This is a genomic window from Kitasatospora sp. P5_F3, from assembly GCF_054049135.1.
The window spans coordinates 1-22,680 of the sequence record NZ_JBFUMY010000038.1 but is presented as its reverse complement, the minus strand read 5'-3'; the positions used below and the strand labels follow the sequence as shown (position 1 = coordinate 22,680).

Genomic DNA, 22,680 nt, shown 5'->3' with positions numbered 1-22,680 from the left:
TCGTGCTCACAGTGCGAGGCGATCCGACGGCCTCCGGCCGAGAGCGGAAGGGAGCTGGTGGCGGTGATCGGACGTGCGCTGAACGGGCGTTACGAGTTGGGGGAGATACTCGGCGTCGGTGGCATGGCCACCGTCTACCGGGGCCACGACCACCAGCTGGGCCGCCCGGTCGCGGTCAAGGTGCTGAACGGCGGGCTGGCGGACGACCCCCGGTTCGCCGACCGGTTCGGCCAGGAGGCCCAGCACGCCGCCCGGCTGCACCACCCGAGGATCGTCACCGTCTTCGACTCGGGCGTCGACCAGGGCTCGCCGTACATCGTGATGGAGCTGGTGCACGGCCGGCCGCTGAGCCAACTCATCGCCGAGACCACCTGGTTGCCGGTCGAGCGGGCGGTCGGGATCGCGGCCGCGGTCTGTGAGGCGCTCGAAGTCGCGCACGCCGCCGGGCTGGTGCACCGGGACATCAAGCCGGGCAACATCATGATCACCCATGACGGCGGGGTGAAGGTGGTGGACTTCGGTATCGCCAGGGCGAGTTCCTCCGGAGCCCAGCTGACCCAGACCGCCGCCGTGCTCGGCACGGCCGGCTACCTCTCGCCCGAGCAGGCCACCGCGAGCCCGCTGGACGGCCGCTCCGACCTGTACGCCGTCGGCTGCGTGCTGACCGAAATGCTCACCGGGGAAGCGCCGTTCACCGGCGACACCTCGGTCGCCATCGCCTTCCGGCACGTCACCGAGCAGCCCGCCCCGCCGTCCTACCGGCGGCCCGGGCTGCCGCCCGCACTGGACGACGCCGTGCTCCGGCTGCTCGCCAAGAACCCGGCCGACCGCCCGGCCGATGCGGCTGCGGCAAGGGCAGAACTGCTGTCCGCCGTACCGGTGTTCACTCCCGCCGACCGGACCGGCGAGCTGCTCGCCGAGACCCGGGCGATGCCTCCGGTGACCGCGCCGTACCAGGACCCGCAGCGCACCTCCTTCCTGTCGCCGACGTCGTACCCGGCCGACCCCGAGCCTGGGCTCAGCCGACGCGCGTTCGCCTATGCGGGGGTGGGGCTGGTGGCCGTCGCCGGAGCCGCGGTGATCGGGCTGCTCACGCTCGGCGGCCCCGACCCGTCCGGCGCCAGGGCGGCGGCCTCGACGCCGAGCCCGAGCGCCAGTGAATCGGCCTCGCCGAGCCCGAGTGCCACCCCCTCCGCCAAGTCGTCCCCGAGCGCAAAGCCCTCCGCCACCCCCAAGCCGGGCCCGGCCGCCGCCGTGGCCGCGCTCCGCGCCGCCGTGGCCCAGGCCGACGTCGGCAAGGAGCGGGACCGGTACCGCGCCCTGCTCGACGAACTCGACCAGGCAGCCCAGGCCTTCGCCGCCCAGGAGCCGGAGGACGCCGTGAGCGCACTGCGCAACGCCCAGCGCCTGGTCCGCGACCTGGCCAAGAAGCACGCCATCGACAACGCCACCAGCCAGGCCTGGCAGACCAAGATCGGCGCCCTGATCACCGCCATCGACTGAGGGCGCTCCGCAAAGGGCTCACCGCCCCCGCCTGTCGGCTCGCTCGACGAAGCGGCCCCGCATTCGCCGGGTGATCGCGGTGGCCCCCGCCGTCAGGAAGACCAGCGTGTAGAGGATCTGCAGCATCACCACAATCCGGGACTGCTGCCCGAGCGGCGCGATGTCGCCGTAGCCCACCGTCGACATCGTGATGACCGTGAAGTAGAGGGCGTCCGTCCGGGTGTACAGGCCTCTGAACTGGCCCGGCACCTTGGCCATGCCGTAGTAGGTGGCGGAGAAGACCACCAGGGTCAGGCAGATCAGCAGCAGGATCATCAGGGTCGGCCGCCCCGGGAGGCCGAGCAGCTCGCGCCGGATCTCCCGCAGCAGCAGGCCTGCCAGCAGGGCCAGCCCGGTCGCGAAGCTGACCCAGCCGAACACCGGGTGCTCGGGGCCGAACAGGTCCAACGGCAGGGTGTAGTACAGCGTCAGCAGGACCGCCGGCCCGACCACGCAGAAGGTCAGGGCGAATCGGTCCGTCAATTTGTCGGACGGCAGCTGCACTCCTCGGTCCTCTCCCAGGTGATCCGCAGTGAATCCGCTCTCCCTTGCCGCGCCGGACGCTCCGTCAGACGGTGGCGTCCGGCCGGTCGTCCAGCAGCTCCAGGACGGCCAGCGCGCCGAGCAGCCCGACCCCGAGCCAGAGCACCACCGCGCCGGTCGGGTAGCTCCACAGCAGCAAGGTCAGCGCGAAGCCCGCCAGCACCGCGCCGATCAGCCAGACCTTGAACCGGTGCACGAACCGGCCGACCGGCCCGAGCCGCAGCCCGGCCTTCGCGGCCGCCTCCCGGACGGCGCCGAACCCCGTCTCCCAGAAGCCGCGTACGGTGCCCGCCCAGCGTCCGCCCCCGCTCACCCAGGCACCGAACGCGACCAGCACACCGAGTGCCAGCACGGCCCGGACGGTGCTGCGCAGATAGCGCACCAGCGCGTCGAAGACGGCGGTGGCCGCGTCCTGGTTCACCCCGGCGGGCAGCCGGTCCAGGTAGAGCGTGCGGGCGGCGGCCAGCGCGAGGCCGAGTACGGCGGCCCCGGCGGCCATCCCCAGCGCGGCGGTGACCAGTGCCCGCCTGCGCCGTCCGGCCAGCAGCACCCCGGCCGCGGCGCAGAGCACGGTCAGCACCGGTAGCCAGAACCCGGCCAGGTCGAGCAGCCGGAACGCCGTCTTGATCTTCGGGAGGGCGTCGGACTGCACCAGCACGAAGTCGGTGTGGATCTCGGGGATCTTCGCGGCGATGCCCAGGCCGTCGGCGACCAGCCGGTTCTTCACCTGGTCGATCAGCGGTGCCAGGTCGAGCGTCACGGTGTCGCCCTGGGACTGGACGGCGCCGCCGCCCTCGCCGGTCAGGATCCGGTTGACGGCGGCGTGCGCGTTCCGGTTCACCGCCACCCAGACGGTGACGAAGGCGTCGCTCTCCACCGCCTTCTGCACCTGGTTGTGGACGAAGCCGGTCAGCCCGTCGGTGATCGCGCTGCTCACCCGGCCGAGCGCGGCGTCCAGCAGCGGCCGCTGCTCCGGGGTCACCTCGTCCAGCAGGGTGCCGACCGGCAGGTGCTTCATGATCTCGGTGGTCACCCGGTCGGTGACGGCGGCCCGGACGGCCGGGTCCTCGGCCAACGGGGTGACGGTGGCCAGGTACCGGTCGGTGTCGGTGACCTGCGAGCTGGTCCAGGCGGCGACGGCGCTGAGCGGGGTCAGCACACAGGCCAGCAGGATCAGCAGGACGGCGCAGAGAGACCTGATCCGGTGCCGCTTCCGGGGCTGCCCGGCGCCCTTCTCCAACAGGGCCAGCCGCTGGCGCAGTTCATCCAGCTCGGCGGTCTGGTCACCGTCGGCCATCCGGCTCCTCCTGATAGGCGGTCAGTTCACACCAGGAGATACCAGATCATTTCGGACGCCAGTCAGGCGCGCCGCAGCACCCCGCCACAGAGACGACTCAGGCCGCCGATCCGTCACGTGGACGGATCGGCGGCCCGGGAGGACCGACCGCTGGGGTCAGGCCTTGTCAGTCGTCTTGGTGGCCTCGGCCGCCGTGGTGACGGTGGTCGGGTTGACCGCCGGTCGGGGCTGCTCGGTGGCGGTGCTCTGCGCCGTGCCGTCGGCCGGAGCCGCCGCACCGGCCGCGGGGGCGTCGTCCTCGCGCAGGGCCTTGGTCTCGGCCTTGAGAATGCGCATCGACTTGCCGAGGCCGCGCGCCATGTCGGGCAGCTTCTTCGATCCGAAAAGCAGGATGACGACAGCCAGCACCACAAGGAGGTGCCAGGGTTCGAAACCGTTGCGCAGCATCCCTGACCACCGGTCCCTTCGGAAAACTCGCTGTTCATGGGCCGCGCGAGCTGCCCGGCCTCGGCCAGTATGCCTGGCAGATACCGCGAACGTATACATCGGTCGTGAAACATCGGTCAAAAACCAGGTGTTCACACGCGGTTATCCCTATAGGTGGTCTGGACCACTTGTCAGCCTGGCGGGCCGAGCAGTACGCACCAGGCCGCCGCGACGGCCACCAGGCAGACCACCCAGGCCATCGCCCGCAGCGGCCCGGCCCCGACCGGCCCCGGCACGCCCGTCCCGGGCACCAGCCGCCGCCGGCGGTGCAGGCCGAATCCGTACGTCCCGCAGGCCGCCAGGGCGAGCAGCGCGCCGAGCGCGACCAGCTCCGGCTGCCGGTCGGCCAGGCCGGTGCGCAGCACCAGCGCCGCGTTGACGGTCAGCACCAGGGCGGTCCGGCTCCAGGCCAGCAGGGTGCGCTCCGGCTGCAGACCGGGGTCACGGTTCACCGCGCGTACGCGATGATCAGGGCCGCGAAGGCGAACGAGATCACCACCACGCAGCAGGTCATCACCAGCAGGATGTGGGTGGGCGGCACCAGGCCTGGACGGGGCGCGGGTGGGCGAGCGAGAACCGGTAGTCGGGCTCCTCGGGCTGGCTCGGTTCCGACATCTAAGACCCTCCGGCGATTGGGGGGCGGCGTCGCGACGCCGGGGCACGCACCTCGCCGGCTTGTCGTCGGTCGCCGATGCTCCGCATGGACTCCCTCCTCCGCACCGCCGAGGCACGCACCCCAACGCCGCTCCTTCTTCCACCCCCCAATCGCCGGAGGGTCTGAATCACTGTAGCCACGGGTCCCCAGGGGACTCGTGGCCAAGTGAGCGTGTCGGATCAGGCAGCCGGGATGTGCTGGGGAGCCGCGGTGAGCTGCTCCTCGGGGATCTCCTCGGCGCGGTTGGCGGGCAGGCTGCCGAGCAGGCGGTAGGCGACCGCCGAGCCGGCCAGCAGGCAGAGCACTCCGACCGCGGCGGCCAGGTGCAGGCCGTCGGTGAAGGCGATCCGGGTGGCGCCGAGCAGCTGCTCGGCGAGGTCGGCGGGCAGTTCGGAGGCGACCGTGACCGCACCGCCGAGGGTGTCCTGAGCGACCGTCAGCGCACTGTCCGACAGGCCGGCCGGCAGCGTGCCGTCCAGTCGGGCGGAGTAGACCGCCGCACCGGCGGCGCCGAGCACCGCGATCCCGAGCGATCCGCCGAGCTCGCTGGCGGTCTCCGAGGTGGCCGAGGCGGCACCGGCCTGGTCGGCCGGGGCGGCCGAGACCACCAGTTCGGCGGTCTGCATCACGGTGCTGACGCTGCCGGCGGCCAGCACCCCGGCGCCGACCAGGATCAGCGCCAGCGGCGAGTCGACCTGGACCTGGGTCAGGATGCCGAAGCCGATCGCCCCGACCACCATGCCGCCGGCCATCTGCACGGCGGGCCGGATCTTCCCGGCCAGCGCCCCGGAGATCCCGACCGCCGCGCCGACCCCGACGCTTGGCAGCAGCGCCCAGAGTGCGGCGGTCAGCGGGCTGAAGCCACGGACCAGCTGGAGGTACTGCGAGGTGAAGAGGGAGAAGCCCATCATCGCCAGCATCGCGATGGTGTTGACCGACACCGCCCCGGTGAAGATCGGGTTGCGGAACAGCGCCAGGTCGAGCAGCGGCGTGGCGGCGGTACGGAGCCGCAGGATCAGCAGACCGACCAGCACCAGACCGCCCACGATGGCCAGCGCGGCCGTCAGGTCCCAGCCCTCGACCGCCAGTTGCTTGATGCCGTAGACCACCGGCAGGACGGCGGCGACCGAGAGCACCGCGCCGAGCAGGTCGAAGCTGCCGGCCTTGGGTGCCTTGTACTCCGGCAGCAGCGCGGGGGCGGCGAGCAGGACCAGCAGCATCACCGGCACGGCGCAGAGGAAGACCGCGCCCCAGTGGAAGTGCTCCAGCAGCAGCCCGCCGGCCACCGGGCCGAGGGTGGCGCCGGCCATCAGCACGCCGCTCCAGGCGCCCATCGCGGCCTGCCGCTGCTTCGGGTCGTGGAACATGTTCCGGATCAGCGCCATGGTCGAGGGCATCAGGGTCGCCCCGGTCAGTCCGAGCAGCGCCCGGGCCGCGATCAGCTGCCCCGCGCCGTCCGCGGTGGCCGCCAGCACCGAGGCGGCCGCGAAGCCGGCCGCGCCGGCCATCAGCAGCTTCCGGCGGCCGATCCGGTCGCCCAGCGCGCCCATCGGGATCAGCAGCCCGGCCAGCACGAACGAGTACATGTCCATGATCCAGAGCTGCTGGGTGCCACTGGGCTGCAGCTCCTTGCTGATGAACGGGAGGCCGAAGAACAGGATGCCCATGTCCATCGAGAGGACGAGGGTCGGCAGGAGGAGGACGGCGAGTCCGGTCCATTCGCGGCGGCCGGCGAGGCCGTGGGTTGCGGTCATGAGGGCAACCATACGTATGTGTCAGACGGTTGTCTAGTACGGACGTGCAAGACAATCGTCTGTTCGGACGCGTAGGCTTCCGGCCATGGGAAATCGAGAGGATCTGCTGGCCGGCGCCAAGCGCTGCCTGTTCGAGAAGGGCTACAGCCGGACCACCGCCCGGGACGTGGCCGCCGCCGCCGGGGTGAGTCTGGCCGCCATCGGCTACCACTTCGGGTCGAAGGAGGCGCTGCTCAACACCGCGATGATCGAGGCGATCGGCGGCTGGGGGGACGTGGTCGAGAAGGCGGTCGCCCAGGCTGTACCCGAGGGGGCCACCCCGCGCGAGCGCTTCGTCGCCACCTGGGACTGCGTCCGGGGCACCCTGATCGAGTACCAGGGTCTCTGGGCGGCACAGTTCGAGGCGTTGGCCCGGCTGGACGACATGCCCGAGATCCGCGAGGCCTTCAAGGCGGTCCAGCGGGACGCCCGGCTGGGGATGGCCGCGATGTTCTCCGAGCTGACCGAGGTGCCCGACACCGAGGACGAGGTGGTGGTCGGGGCCTTCCACCAGGCCCTGCTGGCCGGCCTGGTGAGCCAGTGGCTGATCGACCCGGCCCAGTCGCTGACCGGCGCCGAGGTGCTGCGCGGGCTGGAGCTGACCAGCGGCCGGGTGCTGGCCTGAGGCCCTGAGCCGCTACCCGGTGACGGTGGTCAGCAGCACCACGGCGTCGGTGTGCGCGAGCAGGCCGTGCCGCTCCTGCGGGACCGGGTGCAGCTGGCCTGCCGTCAGCTCCACCCGGCGTCCCGCGATGGTCAGCGACACCCGGCCGCGCAGCACCTGGAGGCCGGCCGCGACCGGGGCGTTGTGCTCGTCCAGCGCGGTGCCCGCGGTCAGCGCGATGACGGTCTGCCGCAGCACGCCGTCGTGCAGCAGGAGGTGTGCGCTGCGCCCGTGCGGCGAGGCGGCCGCCTTGGCGGCGTGCTCCTCGGTCGCGGCCGCCAGGTCGATTCCCGTACCCATGCCGCGACCCTAGCCCGCCGGGGGCCCGGCGGCCCGGCGGCGCAACCCGAACGGGGGTGTTCGAGATGCGCGGGCGCTTCGGTGGGCCGAGGCTGGGGCACATGGCGACGTATCAGAAGTTCATGGGCGGGTTCGAGATCAATCGAGGGCTGCTGAGCACCGGAGTGGTGCTCACCGGGGTCGGCGCGCTGGTCGGTCTGGCCGGCACCGCGATCGTCGGGGCGGCCCTCCTGTCGGCGGGCCGGGGGTGGGTCCAGCAACTGGACACCCCGCCGAGCGAGCTCGCGCACCGCACGCTCAACCAGGCGCGGGCTGCCTCCCTGGCAGGCCTGGAGGCCTGGCGGGCCGAGCAGCCGGGCGGGGTAAGCCACAACTGACCGGCACACTTCGCTCCTGGCATCGGCCATCAGGGGCTCGGGGCCCTGGACCGTAGACCCGGAGCGCCTGCCTACGGCGCAGTCCCGAGCGCCAGCTCTTCGCGGAGCTGGCGCTTGAGGAGCTTGCCGGTCGGGTTGCGGGGCAGTGCCGCCGTCCGGAGGACCAGGTGCGTGGGCACCTTGAAGGCGGCCAGCCGCCCGGCGACGTGGGCCCGCAGCTCGTCCGGCCCGGCCGTCGCGCCGGGCCGCAGCACCACCACGGCCGCCACCTCCTCGCCGAGGGCGGGGTGCGGGACGCCGAGCACCGCGGCGTCGGCGACGTCCGGATGGGCTGTCAGGACGCCCTCCACCTCGATGCAGTGCACGTTCTCGCCGCCGCGGATCACCATGTCCTTGAGCCGGTCCAGTACGTACACCTCGCCGTCCAGCACCTTGGCGAGGTCGCCGGTGCGGAACCAGCCGTCGGCGAAGGCGGCCGCCGTGGCCTCAGGGTTGCCGTGGTAGCCGCGGAACACCGACTGGCCGCGCAGCCGGAGTTCGCCGATCTCGCCGTCCGGCAGGGTGTGGCCCGCCGGGTCGGTGATCCGCAGTTCCAGGGCGGGGGAGGGGCGGCCGATGCTCTCGGGGTGGGCCAGGTAGCGGGCGCCGAGGTTGGCGATCACCCCGCCGCAGGTCTCGGTCAGGCCGTAGCCGTTGCGGGCCTCGACCCGGCCGTCGAAGCGGCGGGCGATCCGGCCGGCCAGTCCGGGCGGGGCGGCCGCACCGCCGGTGTTGATCATGGTGAGCCCGGGCATCCCGTCCCCGGCGGCGTCGGCCGCGTCGAGCAGACCGAGTGCCGTGGTCGGCACCCCCGCGTACGTGGTGACCCCGTGCTCGGCGATCAGCCGGCGGGCCTCCTCGGCGTCCCAGCGCCGCATCAGTACGGCGCTGCCGCCGCTCGCCATCAGCGGGAACATTGTGGTGAACGCGGCGACGTGGAAGAACGGGAAGGTCATCAGGACGGTGTGCGGCCGGACCGCCGCCAGGTCGCCGCCGGCGCAGAGCACCGAGGTGGCCGCGAAGAACCGGGGTGCGGTGGCCGCCGCGCACCAGGCCGCGTGGGTGGCCTCGACTCCCTTGGGGCGACCGGTGGTTCCGGAGGTGTAGAGCAGGGTGGCCAGGTCGGTCGGCTCGACCCGGGGCTCGGGAGCGGCGCCGTCCCGGGGCAGGCCGGTCAGGTCGGTCAGCACCGGGACGCCGTGCCGGGTGGCCCAGGGTGCCACCCGCTCGGCCCGTTCCGGGTCGGCGATCACCAGCCCCGGCGTGCAGTCGTCCAGCGCGTACGCCAGCTCCTCGGCCGTCCACCAGGCGTTCAGCGGCACCGCCACCAGGCCGGCCAACTGGCAGGCCCAGAAGGCGATCTGCCACTCCGGCAGGTTGTGCATGGCGATCGCCACCCGGTCGCCCCGGCGCAGCCCGTACGCCCCCAGGCAGTGGGTGGCCAGTGAGGCGGCGGCGCCGTGGTGTTCGGCGAAGGTGTACCGGCCGGAGTCGGCGATCAGGAAGGGGCGGTCGCCGTGCGTGAGGGTGGCGTCCAGCAGCTCGCGCAGGGTGCGCGGTGCTCGCAGGTAGCGGGGGCCTTCGGGGGTGGACTCGACCTCGAAGGGCATGCCGGGGGCGCGCAGCGCGGCCTGCACCCGGGTCACCAGGGCGAGGGAGTCGGCGGGTCGAGGTGTCATCAGGTCCCCTGCGGCTGAGACGGTCGGAGGGAGGTGGCAGCGGGCCGATGGGGGAACGGCCCGCKGCCGGGGCCCGGCGGAGTGGGGGTGTGGGGTTCGGCCCGCCGGGCTGGTGCAGGAGGCTTACAGGCCGAGCGACTTGGCGATGATGGTCTTCATGACCTCGCTGGTGCCGCCGTAGATCCGGAACACCCGGTTGTCGGTGTAGAGCCGGGCGATCGGGTACTCCAGGATGTAGCCGTAACCGCCGTGCAGCTGGAGGCACTTGTCGATCACGACGGAGGCCGACTCGGTGCAGAACAGCTTGGCCGCGGCGGCGTCCGCGACGGTCAACTCGCCCTGCTGGTAGAGCTCCAGGGCCTGGTCGACCATGGCCTGCTGGGCCAGCACCTGGGACTGGCAGTCGGCCAGCGTGAACTTGGTGTTCTGGAACTCGGCCACCGCCTGGCCGAAGACCTTGCGGTCCTTCACGTACTGCACCGCGAAGCGCACCGCCGCGGCGGCCGAGGCGTACGCGCCGACGGCGATCGCCAGCCGCTCCTGCACCAGGTTGTGGGTCAGGTAGGCGAAGGCGTTGCCCTCCTCGCCGAGCAGGTCCGCCACCGGCACCTTGACGTCGGTGAAGGAGAGTTCGGCGGTGTCCGAGGTACGCAGGCCGATCTTCTTCAGCTGGCGGCCGACGGCGTAGCCCTCGGAGGTGGTGTCCACGCAGAGGATGGAGAGCCCGGCCCGGCGGTTCGCCGGGTCGTAGGGGGAGGTGCGGCAGACCACCAGCACCAGGTCGGCCAGCACGCCGCCGGTGATGAAGGTCTTGGCGCCGTTCAGGACGTAGTGGGTGCCGTCCGCGGAGAGCTTCGCGGTGGTGGTGATGCCCGCGAGGTCGGAGCCCGCGCCGGGCTCGGTCATCGCGATCGCGGTCATGATGTCGCCGGAGACGAAGCCGGGCAGCCAGCGCTGCTTCTGCTCCTCGTCGGCGTACTCCATCAGGTACGGGAGCACCAGCCCGGTGTGCACACCGGACGAGCCGAAGGTGACGCCCGCCCGGGCGCACTCCTCGACCACCACGGCCTGGTACTTGAAGCCGGTCTCGCCCGCGCCGCCGTACTCCTCAGGCACCTCGATGCCGTAGACGCCGAGCTCGCCGAGCTTGCGGTAGAAGTCCCGGGGCGGGTGGCCCTCGTTCTCCCAGCTCTCGTAGACCGGCACGACCTCCTTGGAGATGAAGTCCCGGATGGTCTCCCGGAACGCCTCGTGGTCCTCGTTGAACACGGTGCGGCGCACGCGGCGCTCCCTTCGTGGTGCCCCCTGATCGCTGGTTAAGTTAATCGCCGGTAGCTTCTGCTGTCCAGCGTTCCCGCCGGTGGTTCTTCGTGCCGTTTCCCCGCTGCTCGAGCATCTCCCGGCTGGTCAAGTGAATCCTTGCTACCCTGGGCCGACGACCGTGGGTGATCGCTTGCAGGGGGCGAGAGGATGACGACGGAGCGCGGCGTGGTCCGCCGTCCGCCGGGGCGCAAGGCGCAGATCCTGGCGGCCGCGAGTGAGCAGTTCCACCGCTCCGGGTACCACCAGGTGTCGATGGCCGAGGTGGCGGCCGGAGTCGGCATCACCGCCCCGGCGCTCTACCGGCACTTCAGGAACAAGCCCGAGCTGCTCCGTCAGACGGTCGGGGCCGAACTCGCCGGGCTCCGTACGGCGGTGGCGGCCGGCCGGGCCGGGCCGACCGAGCTGTGCGCCCGGCTGGCCGCCGCCGCGATCGACCACCGCGCGCTGGGCACACTCTGGCAGCGGGACACCCGGCTGCTGCCCGCCGCCCAACGGGCCGAGCTGCGCCGGGAGTTGCGGGCGGAGGTCCGGCGGATGGCCGAGGTGCTGGGTGCGGCCAGGCCCGAACTGGCGCGGGCCGACGCAGAGTTGCTCTGCTGGTCGCTGCTCTCGGCGTACGGCGGCCTGTCGTACCACACCTTCGCCCCGCCCCGGCGGCGGTTCGAGCGGCTGCTGACCGAGCTGGGTGCGGCGCTGCTGGACGTCCCGTTCGGCCCGCCGGGGCCGGCGACGGCACCCGCCGGGCCGGCGGAGCAGGTGGTCGCCGACGGCCGGCGGGAGGAACTGGTGGCCGCCGCCGCCCGGCTGTTCCACCAGCGTGGCTTCGACAATGTGAGCACCGACCAGCTCGGGGCGGCGGTCGGTATCTCCGGGCCCAGCGTCTACAAGCACTTCGACACCAAGGCCGAGCTGCTGGCCGCCACCCTGGTGCGTGGGCGGGAGCGGCTCTGGCACGAGATCTCCGGTGCGCTGGCCGGGGCCGCCACCCCGGCCGTCGCGCTGGACTCCGGGCTGCGGGTCTATCTGGACTTCGCCCGACGGCACGTCGACTACCTGGGCGTGACGGTCAGTGAGACCGAGCGGCTGGCCGAGCCGGACCGGAAGGCGGCGATCGACGCCCGGCGGGACTTCCTGCGGACCTGGGTCGGGCTGCTCCGACAGGTGCGGCCCGACTACGACAAGGCCGAGGCTCGGATCCGGGTGGGGCAGGTCCGTTGTGGACCTGCCCCGCACGGCACGAATCGGCCTAGTAGAGCACGAAGGGGTAGTAGACGTTGTGGGCGAAGGCGCCGTTGCCCTGGATCACGCCGATGCCGCCGGAATTCCCGGCCACCCCCGAGTTGTTGTTCTGGTTGGCCGCACCGGATCCGGTGGCGGCCTGCTGGGTCGCGTTGCCGTTGCCGTTGACGCTGCCGACGACGTTGCTGGAGCCGATGTTGCTCACGACGCTGCTGTTGGAGCCGTGGGCGGCACCCGCGCCGTTGTCGGCGTGGGCGGCGCCGGCTCCGATGAGCAGAAAGGCGGCGAGGGCGGTGACGGTGGCGGCTGCGCGAATTCGGGACACGGTGGTCTCCCTGTAACTGGTGCGAATGTGGCGCGTGCGGGGTGGCCGCCCCGTAACGCGCCGTTGCCTGACGTCGCATGACCAGCATTCACCAGAGGGTCGGCCGACTTCAATGGTCGGCCACCCGGTTCGCCCGAACGTGTCACGGTTGGTGGCCGACTTGGTGTGAAGGCATTGTCGAGGCCGCCCGGAACGGGCAATTCCCCCCCGTCCGACCTGGTACGCAGCCGAGAATGTCCGTGCCGGGCAACGGTAAAGCACAAAAAGGTAGTAGGTGGATTGTCTTACTGGCAGACTTGGGCCTCATGTCAGAAGGTCTTCAGCCCGGTCGGCTGCCGGAACAGAATCTGCGTACGACCGAGGTCGACCTCGGGGGTCTGGTCGGTGTGCTGGCCACTCATCTCTACTCCACCCCCCTGGTAGCGCTGCGCGAACTTGTCCAGAACGCCCACGATTCACATACCCGACGTCTTCTGGAGGCCCCGGGCAGTGCTGCCGGGGTGATCCGGGTGCGGGCCGACCAGGCCGGCCGGACGATCTCGATCGAGGATGCCGGAGCCGGGCTGACCGAGCCGGAGATCCACGCCTACCTGGCCACCGTGGGAACCGGTTACACCCGGCTGCTACGCGATCTGACGGGTGACCAGAGCCTGATCGGCGCCTTCGGCCTCGGCTTCCTGTCGGCCTTCTCGGTGGCCGACGAGGTCACCGTCACCACCACCTCGCACCGCGAACCCGGGCTCGGCCACCGCTACCGGAGCCGGGGCGGCGAGCAGTACAGCGTCGAGCAGGTGCCGGCCCGCCCGGCCCCTGGCACCGTGGTCGAGCTGCTGCTGAAGCCCGAGCACGTCCGGCTCGCCGACGAGTACGCGCTCCGCGAGGTGCTCGGCCGGTACTGCGTGCTGCTGCCGATCCCGGTCCTGGTCGGCGACGACGAGCAGCCGGTGAACGGCGTCCAGGTGCCCTGGCGCACGGAGCTGACGGGCGATCAGTCGATGGCCCGGATGCGGTTCGCCGCCGCCTTCGGACGGCACTTCGAGCCGCTCGCCACCCTGCCGGTCGCCCCGGTGGAGGGCGTCACCGACGCGGTCGGCCTGCTCTGGGTGCAGGACGGCGGCAGCTACGGGTCCAGCGACAACCGCGACCTCGCGGTCTACCTGCGCGGCATGCTGCTGGCCGAGGACGCCCGCGATCTGCTGCCGCCCTGGGCCGGCTTCATCGGCGGCGTGATCGAGTCGAACCGCCTCACCCCGACCGCCGGCCGGGAGGACCTGCAGCGCGACGAGCACTACCGCGCGCTGCAACGGGTCCTCGCCGACGCCGTGGTGGAGGGCCTGTACGAGATCGCCCGGCTGGACCCGGCCGCCTGGCGGCGCATCCTGGCCCGGCACGGCCAGGAGCTGCTGGGCGCCGCGCTGGTGGACGACCGGCTGTTCACCCTGCTCGCCGACGACGTACCGGTGCCCACCTCGCAGGGCGAGCTGACGGCCGGTGCGCTGCGGGCGGCCGGGGACGGCGCGGTGCACGTCGCACTCGGCGCGGGCGGCGGCTTCGAGGAGATGCTCTACCGCGCCATGCAGGTGCCGATCGCCAGGGGCGACCGGTACGCGGTGCTGCCGTTCCTGCGCCGGTACGCCGCACTGCGGGACTGCCGGCTCGTCGAGCTGGGCAGTGCGAGCGGCGACCGCGAGCTGTTCCGGGATCCCGAACGACCGCTGCCCCGGGAGGAGTTCGCCTGGCTGTCGGGTGCACTCACCGATCCCGGCGAGCGACTGGTGCCGGCCCGATTCGATCCGCCGGGGCTGCCGCTGGTGCTCGTCCCGGACCGGGAGGCCGAGCTCAAGGCGCGGATCGAGAGCGACCAGGCGGACGCCCGGATACCGTCCGCCGCACTGCAGTTGGCCCGCGCCTTCACCGCGCGGACCGACGGTACGGTCAAGGCCAGGCTCTATCTCAACCTGGCCGCACCCGCGGTCCAGCAACTGCTGACGGCTTACCGGGCGGGGCACACCGGCAGCGCCACGGCGGCCGGGCTGCTCCGCTCACTGAAGGTGATCATGGCGGCGGCCGCAGGCTCCGCCGCCGGGGATCTGGCCGCCGCGCTGGGGGGCGTGGGCACCGCGGTGGCGGCGCTCACGGCGGCCGTTCCCGAGGGCCCGGCCACGCCGGACGGGCTGACGGACGACCAGGACGGAACGCCGAACCGATGACCGCAGTGAACGGCCCGGGCACGCCCGGCAAGGGGGAAGCCGTATGAGCACCGACATCTGGGCCTGGGTGCACGACAGTCACGGCCGTCTGATGGAGTCCGGCCAGCACCGGCTGGCCGCCGCGCTGGCGGAGATCGCCGGGCACGCCGTCGAGGGGCGGAACGAGCAACTGGACGCGGTCTTCCCGGAGGCGCTGGCCGCCGCCCGCGCGCTCGACCTGCCGTGGGTCGAGGTCTTCCTGCGGCACTGGCGGCTGCAGAACCTGCTGAACAAGCGGCACCAGGGCGAGGCGGCGCTCGAAGAGGCGGTCTCGCTGCTGGAGTTCGCGCACCGGCCGGAGACCGAGTCCTGTCCGCAGTCGGTCTGCGCGGTGCAGGACTTCACCATCTGCCACGCCAACATCGACGGCCCCGGCTACGTGACCGAGCGGCTCGCGGTGCTGGAGGAGACCCTGGAGCGGGTCGAACCGGCCCGGGCCTGCTTCGACTGCCTCTCCCGGGAGTACGCCGACACCCTGGAGGACGACGGCCGGGCCGAGGCCGCCCTCACCCACCTGGACCGGGCCCAGGCCCGGATCCTGGCGGCCGGGGAACAGGTCTCGCTGGCCTTCGGGCACAGCCGGGCCTCCGCGCTGTACCGGCTCGGCCGGCACCAGGAGGCGCTGGACGCGTACGACACCGCCGAGGCCGGATTCCTGGCCACCCGGCGGCAGTTGGACGAGGACGACCGCCGAAAGCTTTCGGTCGGGCGGGCGCTGATGCTGGCCTCGCTGGGGCGGACCGAAGCCGCGCTGGTGCAGCTGCCCGCGCCGGAGGAGGCGGAGAACTTCGCCGACATCCGGTACCGCTGGGCCTCCGCGGTGGCCGCGCTGGTCGAGGCCGACGCCTACCTCAACGACGCCGAGCTGGGTGCCCGGCTGGCGCACTGGGTCGGCTACCTGGACGCGGCCGGGTCCCACCGTCCCTGCCTGGACCTGCTGTTGGTGGCCGGACGGCTGGCCGTCCGGCGCGGCGCCCGGGAGGTGGCCAGGACGCTGGCCGGTACCGGCGAGCGCAAGCTCGGCCTGCTCCGCCGTACGGACGGTGTGGCGGACCGGGTGGCCGCGCTGCGGGCGGCCGCCGACGCCCTGCCGGCGGCCGAACTCCCGGTGCCGGTAGAGGAGTTCCGGGACTGGCTGACCGGGCACTCGCTGGCCGGTGAGCAGGCCGCCGACCTGCTGGCCGCCGCGCACGCGGCCGCTCCGGCGACCGATCTGCTGACCGGTCTGGCCGGTGCGCTGGGTGGGCTCGGCCACGCCAGGGCGGCCGCCGACCTGCTCTGGGACCAGCTCGAAGTCGACCCGGCCAACGGCCAGTTGGCCCGGGTGCTGTCCGCCGCACTGATCGACGCGGGGGACGGCGACGGGATCCGTCGGCTGGCCGACCGGCTGATGGCGGACAGCCCCGCCGACGCGTACTGGGCCAGGGCCCGCTGGGCCGCCGCCGAAGGCCGCTGGGCCGAGGCGGGTGAGCACTGCGCCGCGATGATCGCCGAGGACCCGAGCCGGATCAACCCGCGCCGGCTCGGCGCGCTGGCCGCCGGCCGGCTCGGCGACCACGTCACCGCCCAGCGGCTCTACCAGGAGCTGCTGGAGCACGCCCTGCCGGCCGAGGGCACACCCGCCGAGCTCCAGTACCGCACCGTGCACGGCGCCGACCTCTGGCAGCTGGTGACCGCTGCCACCGCCAACCGGGACTGGGCGGTGGTCCGCTCCACCGGCGCTCTGCTCGGCATCGACTTCGAGCAGGACAGCGGCCCGGTGGACGAGGAGTGGCAGGTCGTCACCGTCCGGGCCCGGCGCAGCAACGGCACCCCGGCGGATCTCCCGGCGATCCGCACCGGACCGGCGACCGCCCGGATCATGCCGGTGCTCGGCGACGACCTGACGCTCAATCACGGGGACGTGGTCGTCTTCGGCCCCACCCTGCTGAACGAGGCACCCGAGGACCAGGGCCTGGACTGGCGGCCGGCCTTCGAGCTGCTCACGCTGCTCGACCCGGCGGGCTTCACCACCTGGTGGCTGGACGGGGTCTGGCCGGGGACGGTGCGGTGGGTCTCCTTCCGCGAGGCGCTCACCGACGCGGGTTTCGCGGTCTGGGCCCACAGCGGGGACGGCTACACGCTGCTGGACCCGGAGACGGGGGCCTCGCTGCCCGGGGTCTACGCCGCACTCGGCGTGCCGCCGCTCGCCTCGGCGGCGGAGGCCGACGCGATCCTGAGCACCCTCACCAGGGGCTGGGACCACCCGCTCAGCTGGCTCGAACTCGCGGCGGCCGCAGGGGTGGACCTGGGGCCGCACCGGGAGATCGTCGAGCGCTACGACCTTTAGCTTTTGGCAGCTCCTGAAGTCGCACTGTCCAGGGGCTCGGGGAACTGCGAGGAGATCTGGCGTGCGGGTCACTGCGAAAGTGCCTGACCATCTACGCCCGGATCACCTTTTACGAGGTCGGCGTCGCGGTTCCCCGAGCCCCTGACCGTAGATGCTGAGCTAGGCGGTCGGGCCCGGGGTGGGGTCGAGGTAGATGCGGGTGACGGCGGGGAAGGTGGTGCGGACGGCCTGTTCGGCGGTGTCGCAGGCCTGTTCGACCTCGGCGGCGGTGGCGAGGTCGGAGAAGTCGACCTTGGCGGCGACCAGGACCTCCTTGGGGCCGTGCAGGATGGTGATCAGGTCCAGGACGGCGTCCACGTGCGGCTGTTGACGGAGGGTCTGCTCGATCCGGTCCTCGATCGACCGGGGCAGCGATCGCCCGATCAGCAGTGAGGAGTTGTCCCGGCCGAGCACGTACGCCACCCAGGCGAGCAGGGCGCCGATCAGCAGCGAGGCGACGCCGTCCCAGACCGCGGAGCCGGTCAGCTGGGCGCCGAGCAGGCCACCGAAGGCGAACAGCAGGCCGATCAGGGCGGCCGAGTCCTCCAGGAAGACCGCCTTCACGGCGGTGTCGGGGGTGTGCCGCAGGTACTGGTAGGTGTCGGCGCCGAGCCGGGCGGACTCGGTCCGGACCTGGCGTACCGCCCGTCGCAGTGAGATGCCCTCCAGGACGAAGGCGACCGCGAGCACGACGTACGAGAGGGTCGGGCTGCCCAGTTCCTCGCCGTTCAGCAGGGTGTGGATGCCATCGTTGATCGAGAAGACCGCGCCGCCGACGAAGGTGGCGAACGAGGCGAGCAGCGCCCAGAGGTAGCGTTCCCGGCCGTAGCCGAACGGATGGGCGTCGTCGGCGGGCCGGGAGCCGCGTTTGATCGAGGTGAACAGCAGCAGCTCGGTGACCGTGTCGGCGAACGAGTGCGCCGCCTCGGAGAGCATCGCGCTGGACCCGCTGATCGCTCCGGCGACCGCCTTGGCGACGGCGATCCCCAGATTGCAGAGCCCCGCCACGATCACGGTGCCGAGGCTCTCCTCGGCTTCGGTGCTGCTCATAGTCGGACAGTATGTCCGGTATGCCGGGAATCTCGGCCCTCACGCGCCACTTGCTTGGTCAATGCTTTACTGTTTCTTTGCCTAAGCTGCCGCCCTGAGGAGCGCCTGCCCGTGACCAGCCTTGCCCTCGGTCCGTCCTGGCTCGACCCGACCACGCTGATATCCACCTTCGGGCCGGTCGGCATCCTGGCCATCGTGTTCGCCGAGTCGGGTCTGCTGATCGGCTTCTTCCTGCCGGGTGACTCACTGCTGTTCACCACCGGGCTGCTGGTGGCGGACGGTACGTATCTGACCCAGCCGCTCTGGCTGATGTGCGTGCTGATCGTGCTGGCGGCGGTGGCCGGTGACCAGGTCGGCTATCTGTTCGGCCGGAAGGTCGGCCCGAGCCTGTTCCGCCGCCCGGACTCGCGGCTGTTCAAGCAGGAGAACGTGGAGAAGGCCGCCGCCTTCTTCGACCGGCACGGGCCGAAGGCGATCGTGCTGGCCAGGTTCGTGCCGGTCGTCCGGACCTTCACACCGATCGTGGCGGGCGTGAGCCGGATGAACTACCGCACCTTCGTGGTCTACAACCTGGTCGGCGGCGTGCTCTGGGGCGCCGGGGTCACCGTGCTCGGCTACTTCCTCGGCCAGATCCTTTTCGTCCGGGAGAACATCGAGGCGATCCTGATCGCGATCGTGCTGGTCTCGGTGATTCCGGTCGCAGTCGAACTTCTGAGGGCCCGTCGGACCGCCCAGCGAGCGGGCTGACCTCCGGCGGTTGTGCATCCGGCCGTCCGATCGGGCAAGGTGGGACCGACGATCACCATGCGGACCGGGGCGGCGGAGGAGCGGCAGTGCCGAAGCGGGGCCGGGGCCGACCCGGTGGCGGCAGGAAGGTCAGGGGCGGCAGGCCGCCCAGGCCGGTGCCGAAGAAGCCGGTACTCCCGGGCGAGGCCCCGCCCACCGAGGGCCTGCTCGGCTCGGCCGCGCCCCCGCTCGAGCAGCAGACCGTCATCCCGCTGGCCCCGGCGCCACAGCAGACCGAGGGCCTGCTCAGCCCGGCCGAGGCGGCCGAGCCGGTCTACAACCCCGAGGACACGCTGACCCCCGAGGTCTGGAAGGCGGTCGGCTTCAGCCCGCCGACCGGGATCGCCGTCCCGACGCTCCGTCAGGGCGCGCCCGGCGAGGCCCCCTGGCCGGACCGGATGCGCACCCTGCTGCGCACCCCGATGGCCGAGCGGCCGGCCTACGAGCGGACCCAGCGGGAGCAGAAGCCCGAGTCCGCGGTGAAGCGCAACGTGCCGCGGGTGCTCGACCTGACGCTGCGGATCGGCGAACTGCTGCTGGCCAGCGGCGAGGCCGCCGAGGACGTCGAGGCGGCGATGCTCGGCATCGCGCACGCCTTCGGCCTCGACCACTGCGAGCCGCAGGTCACCTTCACGCTGATCGGCATCTCCTACCAGCCCTCGCTGGTCGAACCCCCGGTCACCGCCGACCGGGTGGTCCGCCGCCGGACCTCCGACTACACCCGGCTGGCCGCGGTCTACCGGCTGGTCGCCGACATCACCGCCGAGCAGCTGACGGTGAACGACGCCTACCGGCGGCTCGCCGAGATCCGCCGCAACCGGCACCCGTATCCGGGCTGGCTACTGGCGCTGGCCACCGGGCTGCTGGCCGGGGCGGCCACCTTCCTGGTCGGCGGCAAGCTGGACGCCAAGGCCTGGCTGGTCTTCGCGAACGCCTTCGTGGCGGCGATACTCGGTGACCGGCTGGCCTCGCTGGTGGCCCGGCGCGGGCTGCCGGAGTTCTACCAGTTCGTGCTGGCGGCGATGCCCGCCGCGGTCTCCGGCATCATCCTGTCGCTCAATCACCTCGGCCTGCGCGGTTCGGTGGTGATCACCGGTGGGCTGTTCGCGCTGCTGCCCGGCCGGGCCCTGGTGGCCGCCGTGCAGGACGGTCTGACCGGCTTCTACATCACCGCCGCCGCCCGGCTGCTCGAGGTGCTGTACCTGGTCGCGGGCATCGTGATCGGCGTGATGCTGGTGCTCTACGCGGGCTCCAAACTTGATCCGAACCTGAACCCGAGCGAGAGCCTGATCGGGATCAGCCACCCACCGGTGCAGCTGGTGGCGGCGATGGTGCTCACGCTGGCCTTCGCGATGCTGCTGCAGACCGACCGCAGAATCCTTCCGCTGGTCACCATGAACAGCGGTATCGGCTGGTCCACGTACGGGGTGCTGGCGTACAACGCGGCGGTCTCCCCGATCGTCGCCACCGGGATCGCGGCCGGCCTGGTCGGTCTGTTCGGCCAGCTGACCGCCCGTTACCAGGCGACCTCCGCGCTGCCGTACATGACCGCCGCGCTCGGGCCGCTGATGCCGGGTTCGGCGATCTACCTCGGGATGCTGGCCTTCACCCAGAACAATCCGGTCGGCGGCGTGGTCCAGGTCGGCCGGGCCGCCGCACTGGCGCTCGCCCTGGCGGTCGGGGTGAACCTCGGTGGGGAGATCGCGCGTCTCTTCATGAAGATGCCCAGCACCCTGTCGGGCACCCGGGGCCTCGGTACGGCTGACGAACGGCTCGCCCCCTACCTGTTGGTGCCGCGCCGGGCGGCCAAGCGGACCCGCGGTTTCTGATCCCCGGTCACCGGCCCGGGGTCAGGACGGAACGAAGGTACGAGGCATGATCGAAGCCCTGCTGGACGGCTACCGGACGCATATCGTGGCCGCGCACAAGCAGCCGCTGTTCCTGCTGCTGGTGGGCTTCATCCTGTCGTTCGTGCTGATCCGGGTCAGCGTGCGGATGATCCGGGCCAACGTGCGCTGGTGGCCCGGCAACATCACCCCGGGCGGCCTGCACATCCACCACATGGTGTTCGGCCTCGGCTTCCTGCTGCTCGGCGGGATCGGGGTGTTCGCCACCAACGGCGCGGAGCCGTGGATCAACTGGTTCGGTTTCAGCTTCGGGATCGGCTGCGGCCTGGTGCTGGACGAGTTCGCGCTGATCCTGCACCTGGACGACGTGTACTGGAGCGCGCAGGGCCGGAAGTCGGTGGACGCGGTGATCTTCGGCATCCTGTTCACCGCGCTGCTGCTGACCGGGTACGTGCCGCTCGGCGTGGTGCCGGGGCAGGACACCCGCTGGGGCCTGGTCGCGGTGATCAGCGTGAACGCGCTGGTCTCGATCGTCGCGCTGTTCAAGGGCAAGGTGTGGACCGGGCTGCTCGGCATCATGGTCCCCGGCCTGTCCTGGATCGGCGCGATCCGGCTGGCCCGGCCGACCAGCCCCTGGGCCCGCTGGCGGTACGCCACCCGGCCCCGGCGCAGGGCGCGGGCGGTCCGGCGCGAACGGCTGCTGCACGCCCGCGCGGACCGCGCGCGCACCTGGCTCTTCGACCTGATCGCAGGGGCCCCCGACAAGGTCCCCGCCCACCACACCGCCACCCACCGGGTCGCCGAACGGATGGCCGCCCGGGCCACCGCCCACCTGGACGCCCACGAGGCCCGGGCGCTGGCCCGCCGCTCCGCCCGGCTGGCCGACCGCCGGGCCCACCCGCTGGCTCCCGGCCCCGCCGCCGGTCCGGAACGTACCTTGCCGGCGGTGGCCCGGCGCCGGACGGTCCGGGCCGGGCGGACCCGGACGTACGCCGTCCGGCCCTCCTCACCGGCCGGGCCCGAGCCGCACTCCCCGTACCGGCGCCTGCGGACCGCCGCCCCTCGGTTGCCGCACCCGCAGGCCCGCCGCCCGCACTGATCGTCCGGGGGCGTTCCGGGGGCTCGGGCTGATGGGCGGTCACGCGCCGGGCGCCGCTGTCCGAACGGGGCTGACAATCCGACATCTCACCCGCCCGGCCGTGTGGGGATGGCGCTGAGGCACCGTCAGGTCTGAAACTATGACAACGAGTGACCGATTTGTCACTTGATGGGATATTTGATCCACCGTCAGCCGTCGCGAGAGGGACACCCCGTGGCTCGCAGAATCCTCCCGACCCTCCTGCTCACCCTCTCCGGCCTGTTCGGTCTGCTGCCCGCCGCGGGAGCGGCACCCGCCGCACCCGGCATCGCCGCCCCGGCCGACGATCCGTACCCCACCGCCGACGACATCGCCGCCGCCCAGGCCGAGGAGAGCGCCCGGGCCGCCGACACCACCGCCATCGAGGCCCGGCTCACCGCCGCCCAGGCCGATCTCGAGCGGGCCGGCCGGGAGGCCGAGCAGGCCGTCGAGTCCTACAACGGCGCCCAGGCCCGGCTGACCCGGGCCCGGGCGGAGGCCGCCAGGACCGGAGCGGTGGCCGCGGTCGCCGCCGCCGCCAGGGTGGCGGCCGCCGAACGGGCCGCCGAGCTGGCCGCCGAGACCTACCGGCAGGGCGCCAGTGCCCAACTCTCTGCCCTGGACGCCCTGCTGGGCGCCGACGGACCCCGAGCGATCGGCGCCCAGGCCGCCGCGATCGGCATGGTCGGCGCGCGGACCAGGGAGATCCTGGACACCGCCACGGCCACCGCCGCCGAGGCCGCCCGCACCGCCGAGGCCGCCGGAGCCGCCGAAGCCGAGGCGGTCCGGGCGGCCGACGCCGTCCGGCTGGCCAGGGAGCAGGCCGAGGCCCGGCTGGCCACCCAGCAGACCCAGGTCACCGAGATCGCCGCCCGCCGGGAGCAGCTGCTCGCCGCCCTGGCCGCAGCCAGGAACAGCACCCTGGACCTGGAGCGGCAGCGCCGGGAGGCGCTCGAAGCGATCGCCGCCCAGCAGGCCGAGGACGCCGCCCGCGCCGCCGC

General features: G+C 72.5%; 18 protein-coding genes and 2 pseudogenes. 10 read left to right on the top strand and 10 right to left on the bottom strand.

The window, feature by feature from the left end:
* The first annotated feature begins 63 nt into the window (after positions 1-63).
* Positions 64-1,503, top strand: a complete 1,440-nt coding sequence (locus ACXJMZ_RS23170) for a protein kinase domain-containing protein (RefSeq protein ID WP_457031970.1) — start codon at positions 64-66, stop codon at positions 1,501-1,503.
* An 18-nt stretch (positions 1,504-1,521) separates the two neighbouring features.
* Here the strand turns inward: ACXJMZ_RS23170 and ACXJMZ_RS23165 are convergent, their stop codons facing one another.
* The 5 genes from ACXJMZ_RS23165 to ACXJMZ_RS23145 form a co-directional block, all read right to left on the bottom strand.
* Positions 1,522-2,046, bottom strand: a complete 525-nt coding sequence (locus ACXJMZ_RS23165) for a potassium channel family protein (protein ID WP_457031969.1) — start codon at positions 2,044-2,046, stop codon at positions 1,522-1,524.
* 64 nt (positions 2,047-2,110) lie between these two features.
* Positions 2,111-3,382, bottom strand: coding sequence for a hypothetical protein (locus ACXJMZ_RS23160; RefSeq protein ID WP_457031968.1), 1,272 nt, complete (start codon positions 3,380-3,382; stop codon positions 2,111-2,113).
* A gap of 156 nt (positions 3,383-3,538) precedes the next feature.
* Positions 3,539-3,829: a Sec-independent protein translocase subunit TatA gene (gene tatA / locus ACXJMZ_RS23155; RefSeq protein WP_057231936.1), complete on the bottom strand. Its 291-nt coding sequence runs from the start codon at positions 3,827-3,829 to the stop codon at positions 3,539-3,541.
* A 170-nt stretch (positions 3,830-3,999) separates the two neighbouring features.
* Positions 4,000-4,320 (bottom strand): DUF202 domain-containing protein, encoded by a 321-nt coding sequence (locus ACXJMZ_RS23150; protein ID WP_457031967.1) that lies wholly within the window; start codon positions 4,318-4,320, stop codon positions 4,000-4,002.
* Between the two features lie 382 nt (positions 4,321-4,702).
* A complete protein-coding gene (locus ACXJMZ_RS23145) occupies positions 4,703-6,277 on the bottom strand; it encodes an MFS transporter (protein WP_457031966.1) in 1,575 nt (524 codons plus the stop codon).
* A gap of 85 nt (positions 6,278-6,362) precedes the next feature.
* On the opposite strand from ACXJMZ_RS23145, the gene ACXJMZ_RS23140 reads away from it, so the two are divergent.
* Positions 6,363-6,941: a TetR/AcrR family transcriptional regulator gene (locus ACXJMZ_RS23140; RefSeq protein ID WP_457031965.1), complete on the top strand. Its 579-nt coding sequence runs from the start codon at positions 6,363-6,365 to the stop codon at positions 6,939-6,941.
* Between the two features lie 12 nt (positions 6,942-6,953).
* Here the strand turns inward: ACXJMZ_RS23140 and ACXJMZ_RS23135 are convergent, their stop codons facing one another.
* On the bottom strand, positions 6,954-7,280 hold the full coding sequence (locus ACXJMZ_RS23135; RefSeq protein WP_057231930.1) for a cupin domain-containing protein: 327 nt from the start codon (positions 7,278-7,280) through the stop codon (positions 6,954-6,956).
* 101 nt (positions 7,281-7,381) lie between these two features.
* On the opposite strand from ACXJMZ_RS23135, the gene ACXJMZ_RS23130 reads away from it, so the two are divergent.
* Positions 7,382-7,657, top strand: coding sequence for a hypothetical protein (locus ACXJMZ_RS23130; RefSeq protein ID WP_457031964.1), 276 nt, complete (start codon positions 7,382-7,384; stop codon positions 7,655-7,657).
* A 71-nt stretch (positions 7,658-7,728) separates the two neighbouring features.
* On the opposite strand, the gene ACXJMZ_RS23125 is transcribed toward ACXJMZ_RS23130, so the two are convergent.
* Both ACXJMZ_RS23125 and ACXJMZ_RS23120 read right to left on the bottom strand, forming a co-directional pair.
* Entirely contained in the window at positions 7,729-9,375 is a 1,647-nt protein-coding gene (locus ACXJMZ_RS23125) for a class I adenylate-forming enzyme family protein (protein ID WP_457031963.1), read from the bottom strand.
* A gap of 123 nt (positions 9,376-9,498) precedes the next feature.
* The gene (locus ACXJMZ_RS23120; RefSeq protein ID WP_457031962.1) at positions 9,499-10,656 is read right to left on the bottom strand and encodes an acyl-CoA dehydrogenase family protein; all 1,158 of its coding nucleotides are present in this window, start codon (positions 10,654-10,656) and stop codon (positions 9,499-9,501) included.
* A 189-nt stretch (positions 10,657-10,845) separates the two neighbouring features.
* Here ACXJMZ_RS23120 and ACXJMZ_RS23115 point away from each other — a divergent pair.
* A pseudogene (locus tag ACXJMZ_RS23115) lies at positions 10,846-11,607 on the top strand (TetR/AcrR family transcriptional regulator); the annotation flags it as partial.
* A gap of 337 nt (positions 11,608-11,944) precedes the next feature.
* Here ACXJMZ_RS23115 and ACXJMZ_RS23110 read toward each other — a convergent pair.
* A complete protein-coding gene (locus ACXJMZ_RS23110; protein ID WP_457031961.1) occupies positions 11,945-12,262 on the bottom strand; it encodes a hypothetical protein in 318 nt (105 codons plus the stop codon).
* A gap of 305 nt (positions 12,263-12,567) precedes the next feature.
* Between ACXJMZ_RS23110 and ACXJMZ_RS23105 the strand changes: the two genes are divergently transcribed.
* Positions 12,568-14,472 carry an ATP-binding protein gene (locus ACXJMZ_RS23105; protein ID WP_457031960.1) on the top strand — a complete coding sequence of 635 codons (1,905 nt, stop codon included), beginning with the start codon at positions 12,568-12,570 and terminating at the stop codon, positions 14,470-14,472.
* A gap of 43 nt (positions 14,473-14,515) precedes the next feature.
* Entirely contained in the window at positions 14,516-16,840 is a 2,325-nt protein-coding gene (locus ACXJMZ_RS23100) for a hypothetical protein (RefSeq protein ID WP_457031959.1), read from the top strand.
* Positions 16,841-16,999: 159 nt separating this feature from the next.
* Here the strand turns inward: ACXJMZ_RS23100 and ACXJMZ_RS23095 are convergent, their stop codons facing one another.
* A complete protein-coding gene (locus ACXJMZ_RS23095; protein WP_457031958.1) occupies positions 17,000-17,929 on the bottom strand; it encodes a cation diffusion facilitator family transporter in 930 nt (309 codons plus the stop codon).
* 111 nt (positions 17,930-18,040) lie between these two features.
* On the opposite strand from ACXJMZ_RS23095, the gene ACXJMZ_RS23090 reads away from it, so the two are divergent.
* The 4 genes and pseudogenes from ACXJMZ_RS23090 to ACXJMZ_RS23075 all read left to right on the top strand — a co-directional run.
* Positions 18,041-18,676: a DedA family protein gene (locus ACXJMZ_RS23090; RefSeq protein ID WP_457031957.1), complete on the top strand. Its 636-nt coding sequence runs from the start codon at positions 18,041-18,043 to the stop codon at positions 18,674-18,676.
* A 155-nt stretch (positions 18,677-18,831) separates the two neighbouring features.
* Complete coding sequence (locus ACXJMZ_RS23085) at positions 18,832-20,544, top strand: threonine/serine ThrE exporter family protein (RefSeq protein ID WP_457031956.1); 1,713 nt, start codon at positions 18,832-18,834, stop codon at positions 20,542-20,544.
* Between the two features lie 46 nt (positions 20,545-20,590).
* A complete protein-coding gene (locus ACXJMZ_RS23080) occupies positions 20,591-21,661 on the top strand; it encodes a hypothetical protein (RefSeq protein ID WP_457031955.1) in 1,071 nt (356 codons plus the stop codon).
* Between the two features lie 213 nt (positions 21,662-21,874).
* Positions 21,875-22,680: pseudogene (locus ACXJMZ_RS23075) on the top strand (hypothetical protein); the annotation flags it as partial.

Coding starts and splice junctions, on each gene's coding strand:
- ACXJMZ_RS23160 (WP_457031968.1), bottom strand. CDS start 3,382: ATGGCCGACGGTGACCAGACCGCCGAGCTGGATGAACTGCGCCAGCGG.
- tatA (WP_057231936.1), bottom strand. CDS start 3,829: ATGCTGCGCAACGGTTTCGAACCCTGGCACCTCCTTGTGGTGCTGGCT.
- ACXJMZ_RS23145 (WP_457031966.1), bottom strand. CDS start 6,277: ATGACCGCAACCCACGGCCTCGCCGGCCGCCGCGAATGGACCGGACTC.
- ACXJMZ_RS23140 (WP_457031965.1), top strand. CDS start 6,363: ATGGGAAATCGAGAGGATCTGCTGGCCGGCGCCAAGCGCTGCCTGTTC.
- ACXJMZ_RS23135 (WP_057231930.1), bottom strand. CDS start 7,280: ATGGGTACGGGAATCGACCTGGCGGCCGCGACCGAGGAGCACGCCGCC.
- ACXJMZ_RS23130 (WP_457031964.1), top strand. CDS start 7,382: ATGGCGACGTATCAGAAGTTCATGGGCGGGTTCGAGATCAATCGAGGG.
- ACXJMZ_RS23125 (WP_457031963.1), bottom strand. CDS start 9,375: ATGACACCTCGACCCGCCGACTCCCTCGCCCTGGTGACCCGGGTGCAG.
- ACXJMZ_RS23105 (WP_457031960.1), top strand. CDS start 12,568: ATGTCAGAAGGTCTTCAGCCCGGTCGGCTGCCGGAACAGAATCTGCGT.
- ACXJMZ_RS23100 (WP_457031959.1), top strand. CDS start 14,516: ATGAGCACCGACATCTGGGCCTGGGTGCACGACAGTCACGGCCGTCTG.
- ACXJMZ_RS23095 (WP_457031958.1), bottom strand. CDS start 17,929: ATGAGCAGCACCGAAGCCGAGGAGAGCCTCGGCACCGTGATCGTGGCG.
- ACXJMZ_RS23080 (WP_457031955.1), top strand. CDS start 20,591: ATGATCGAAGCCCTGCTGGACGGCTACCGGACGCATATCGTGGCCGCG.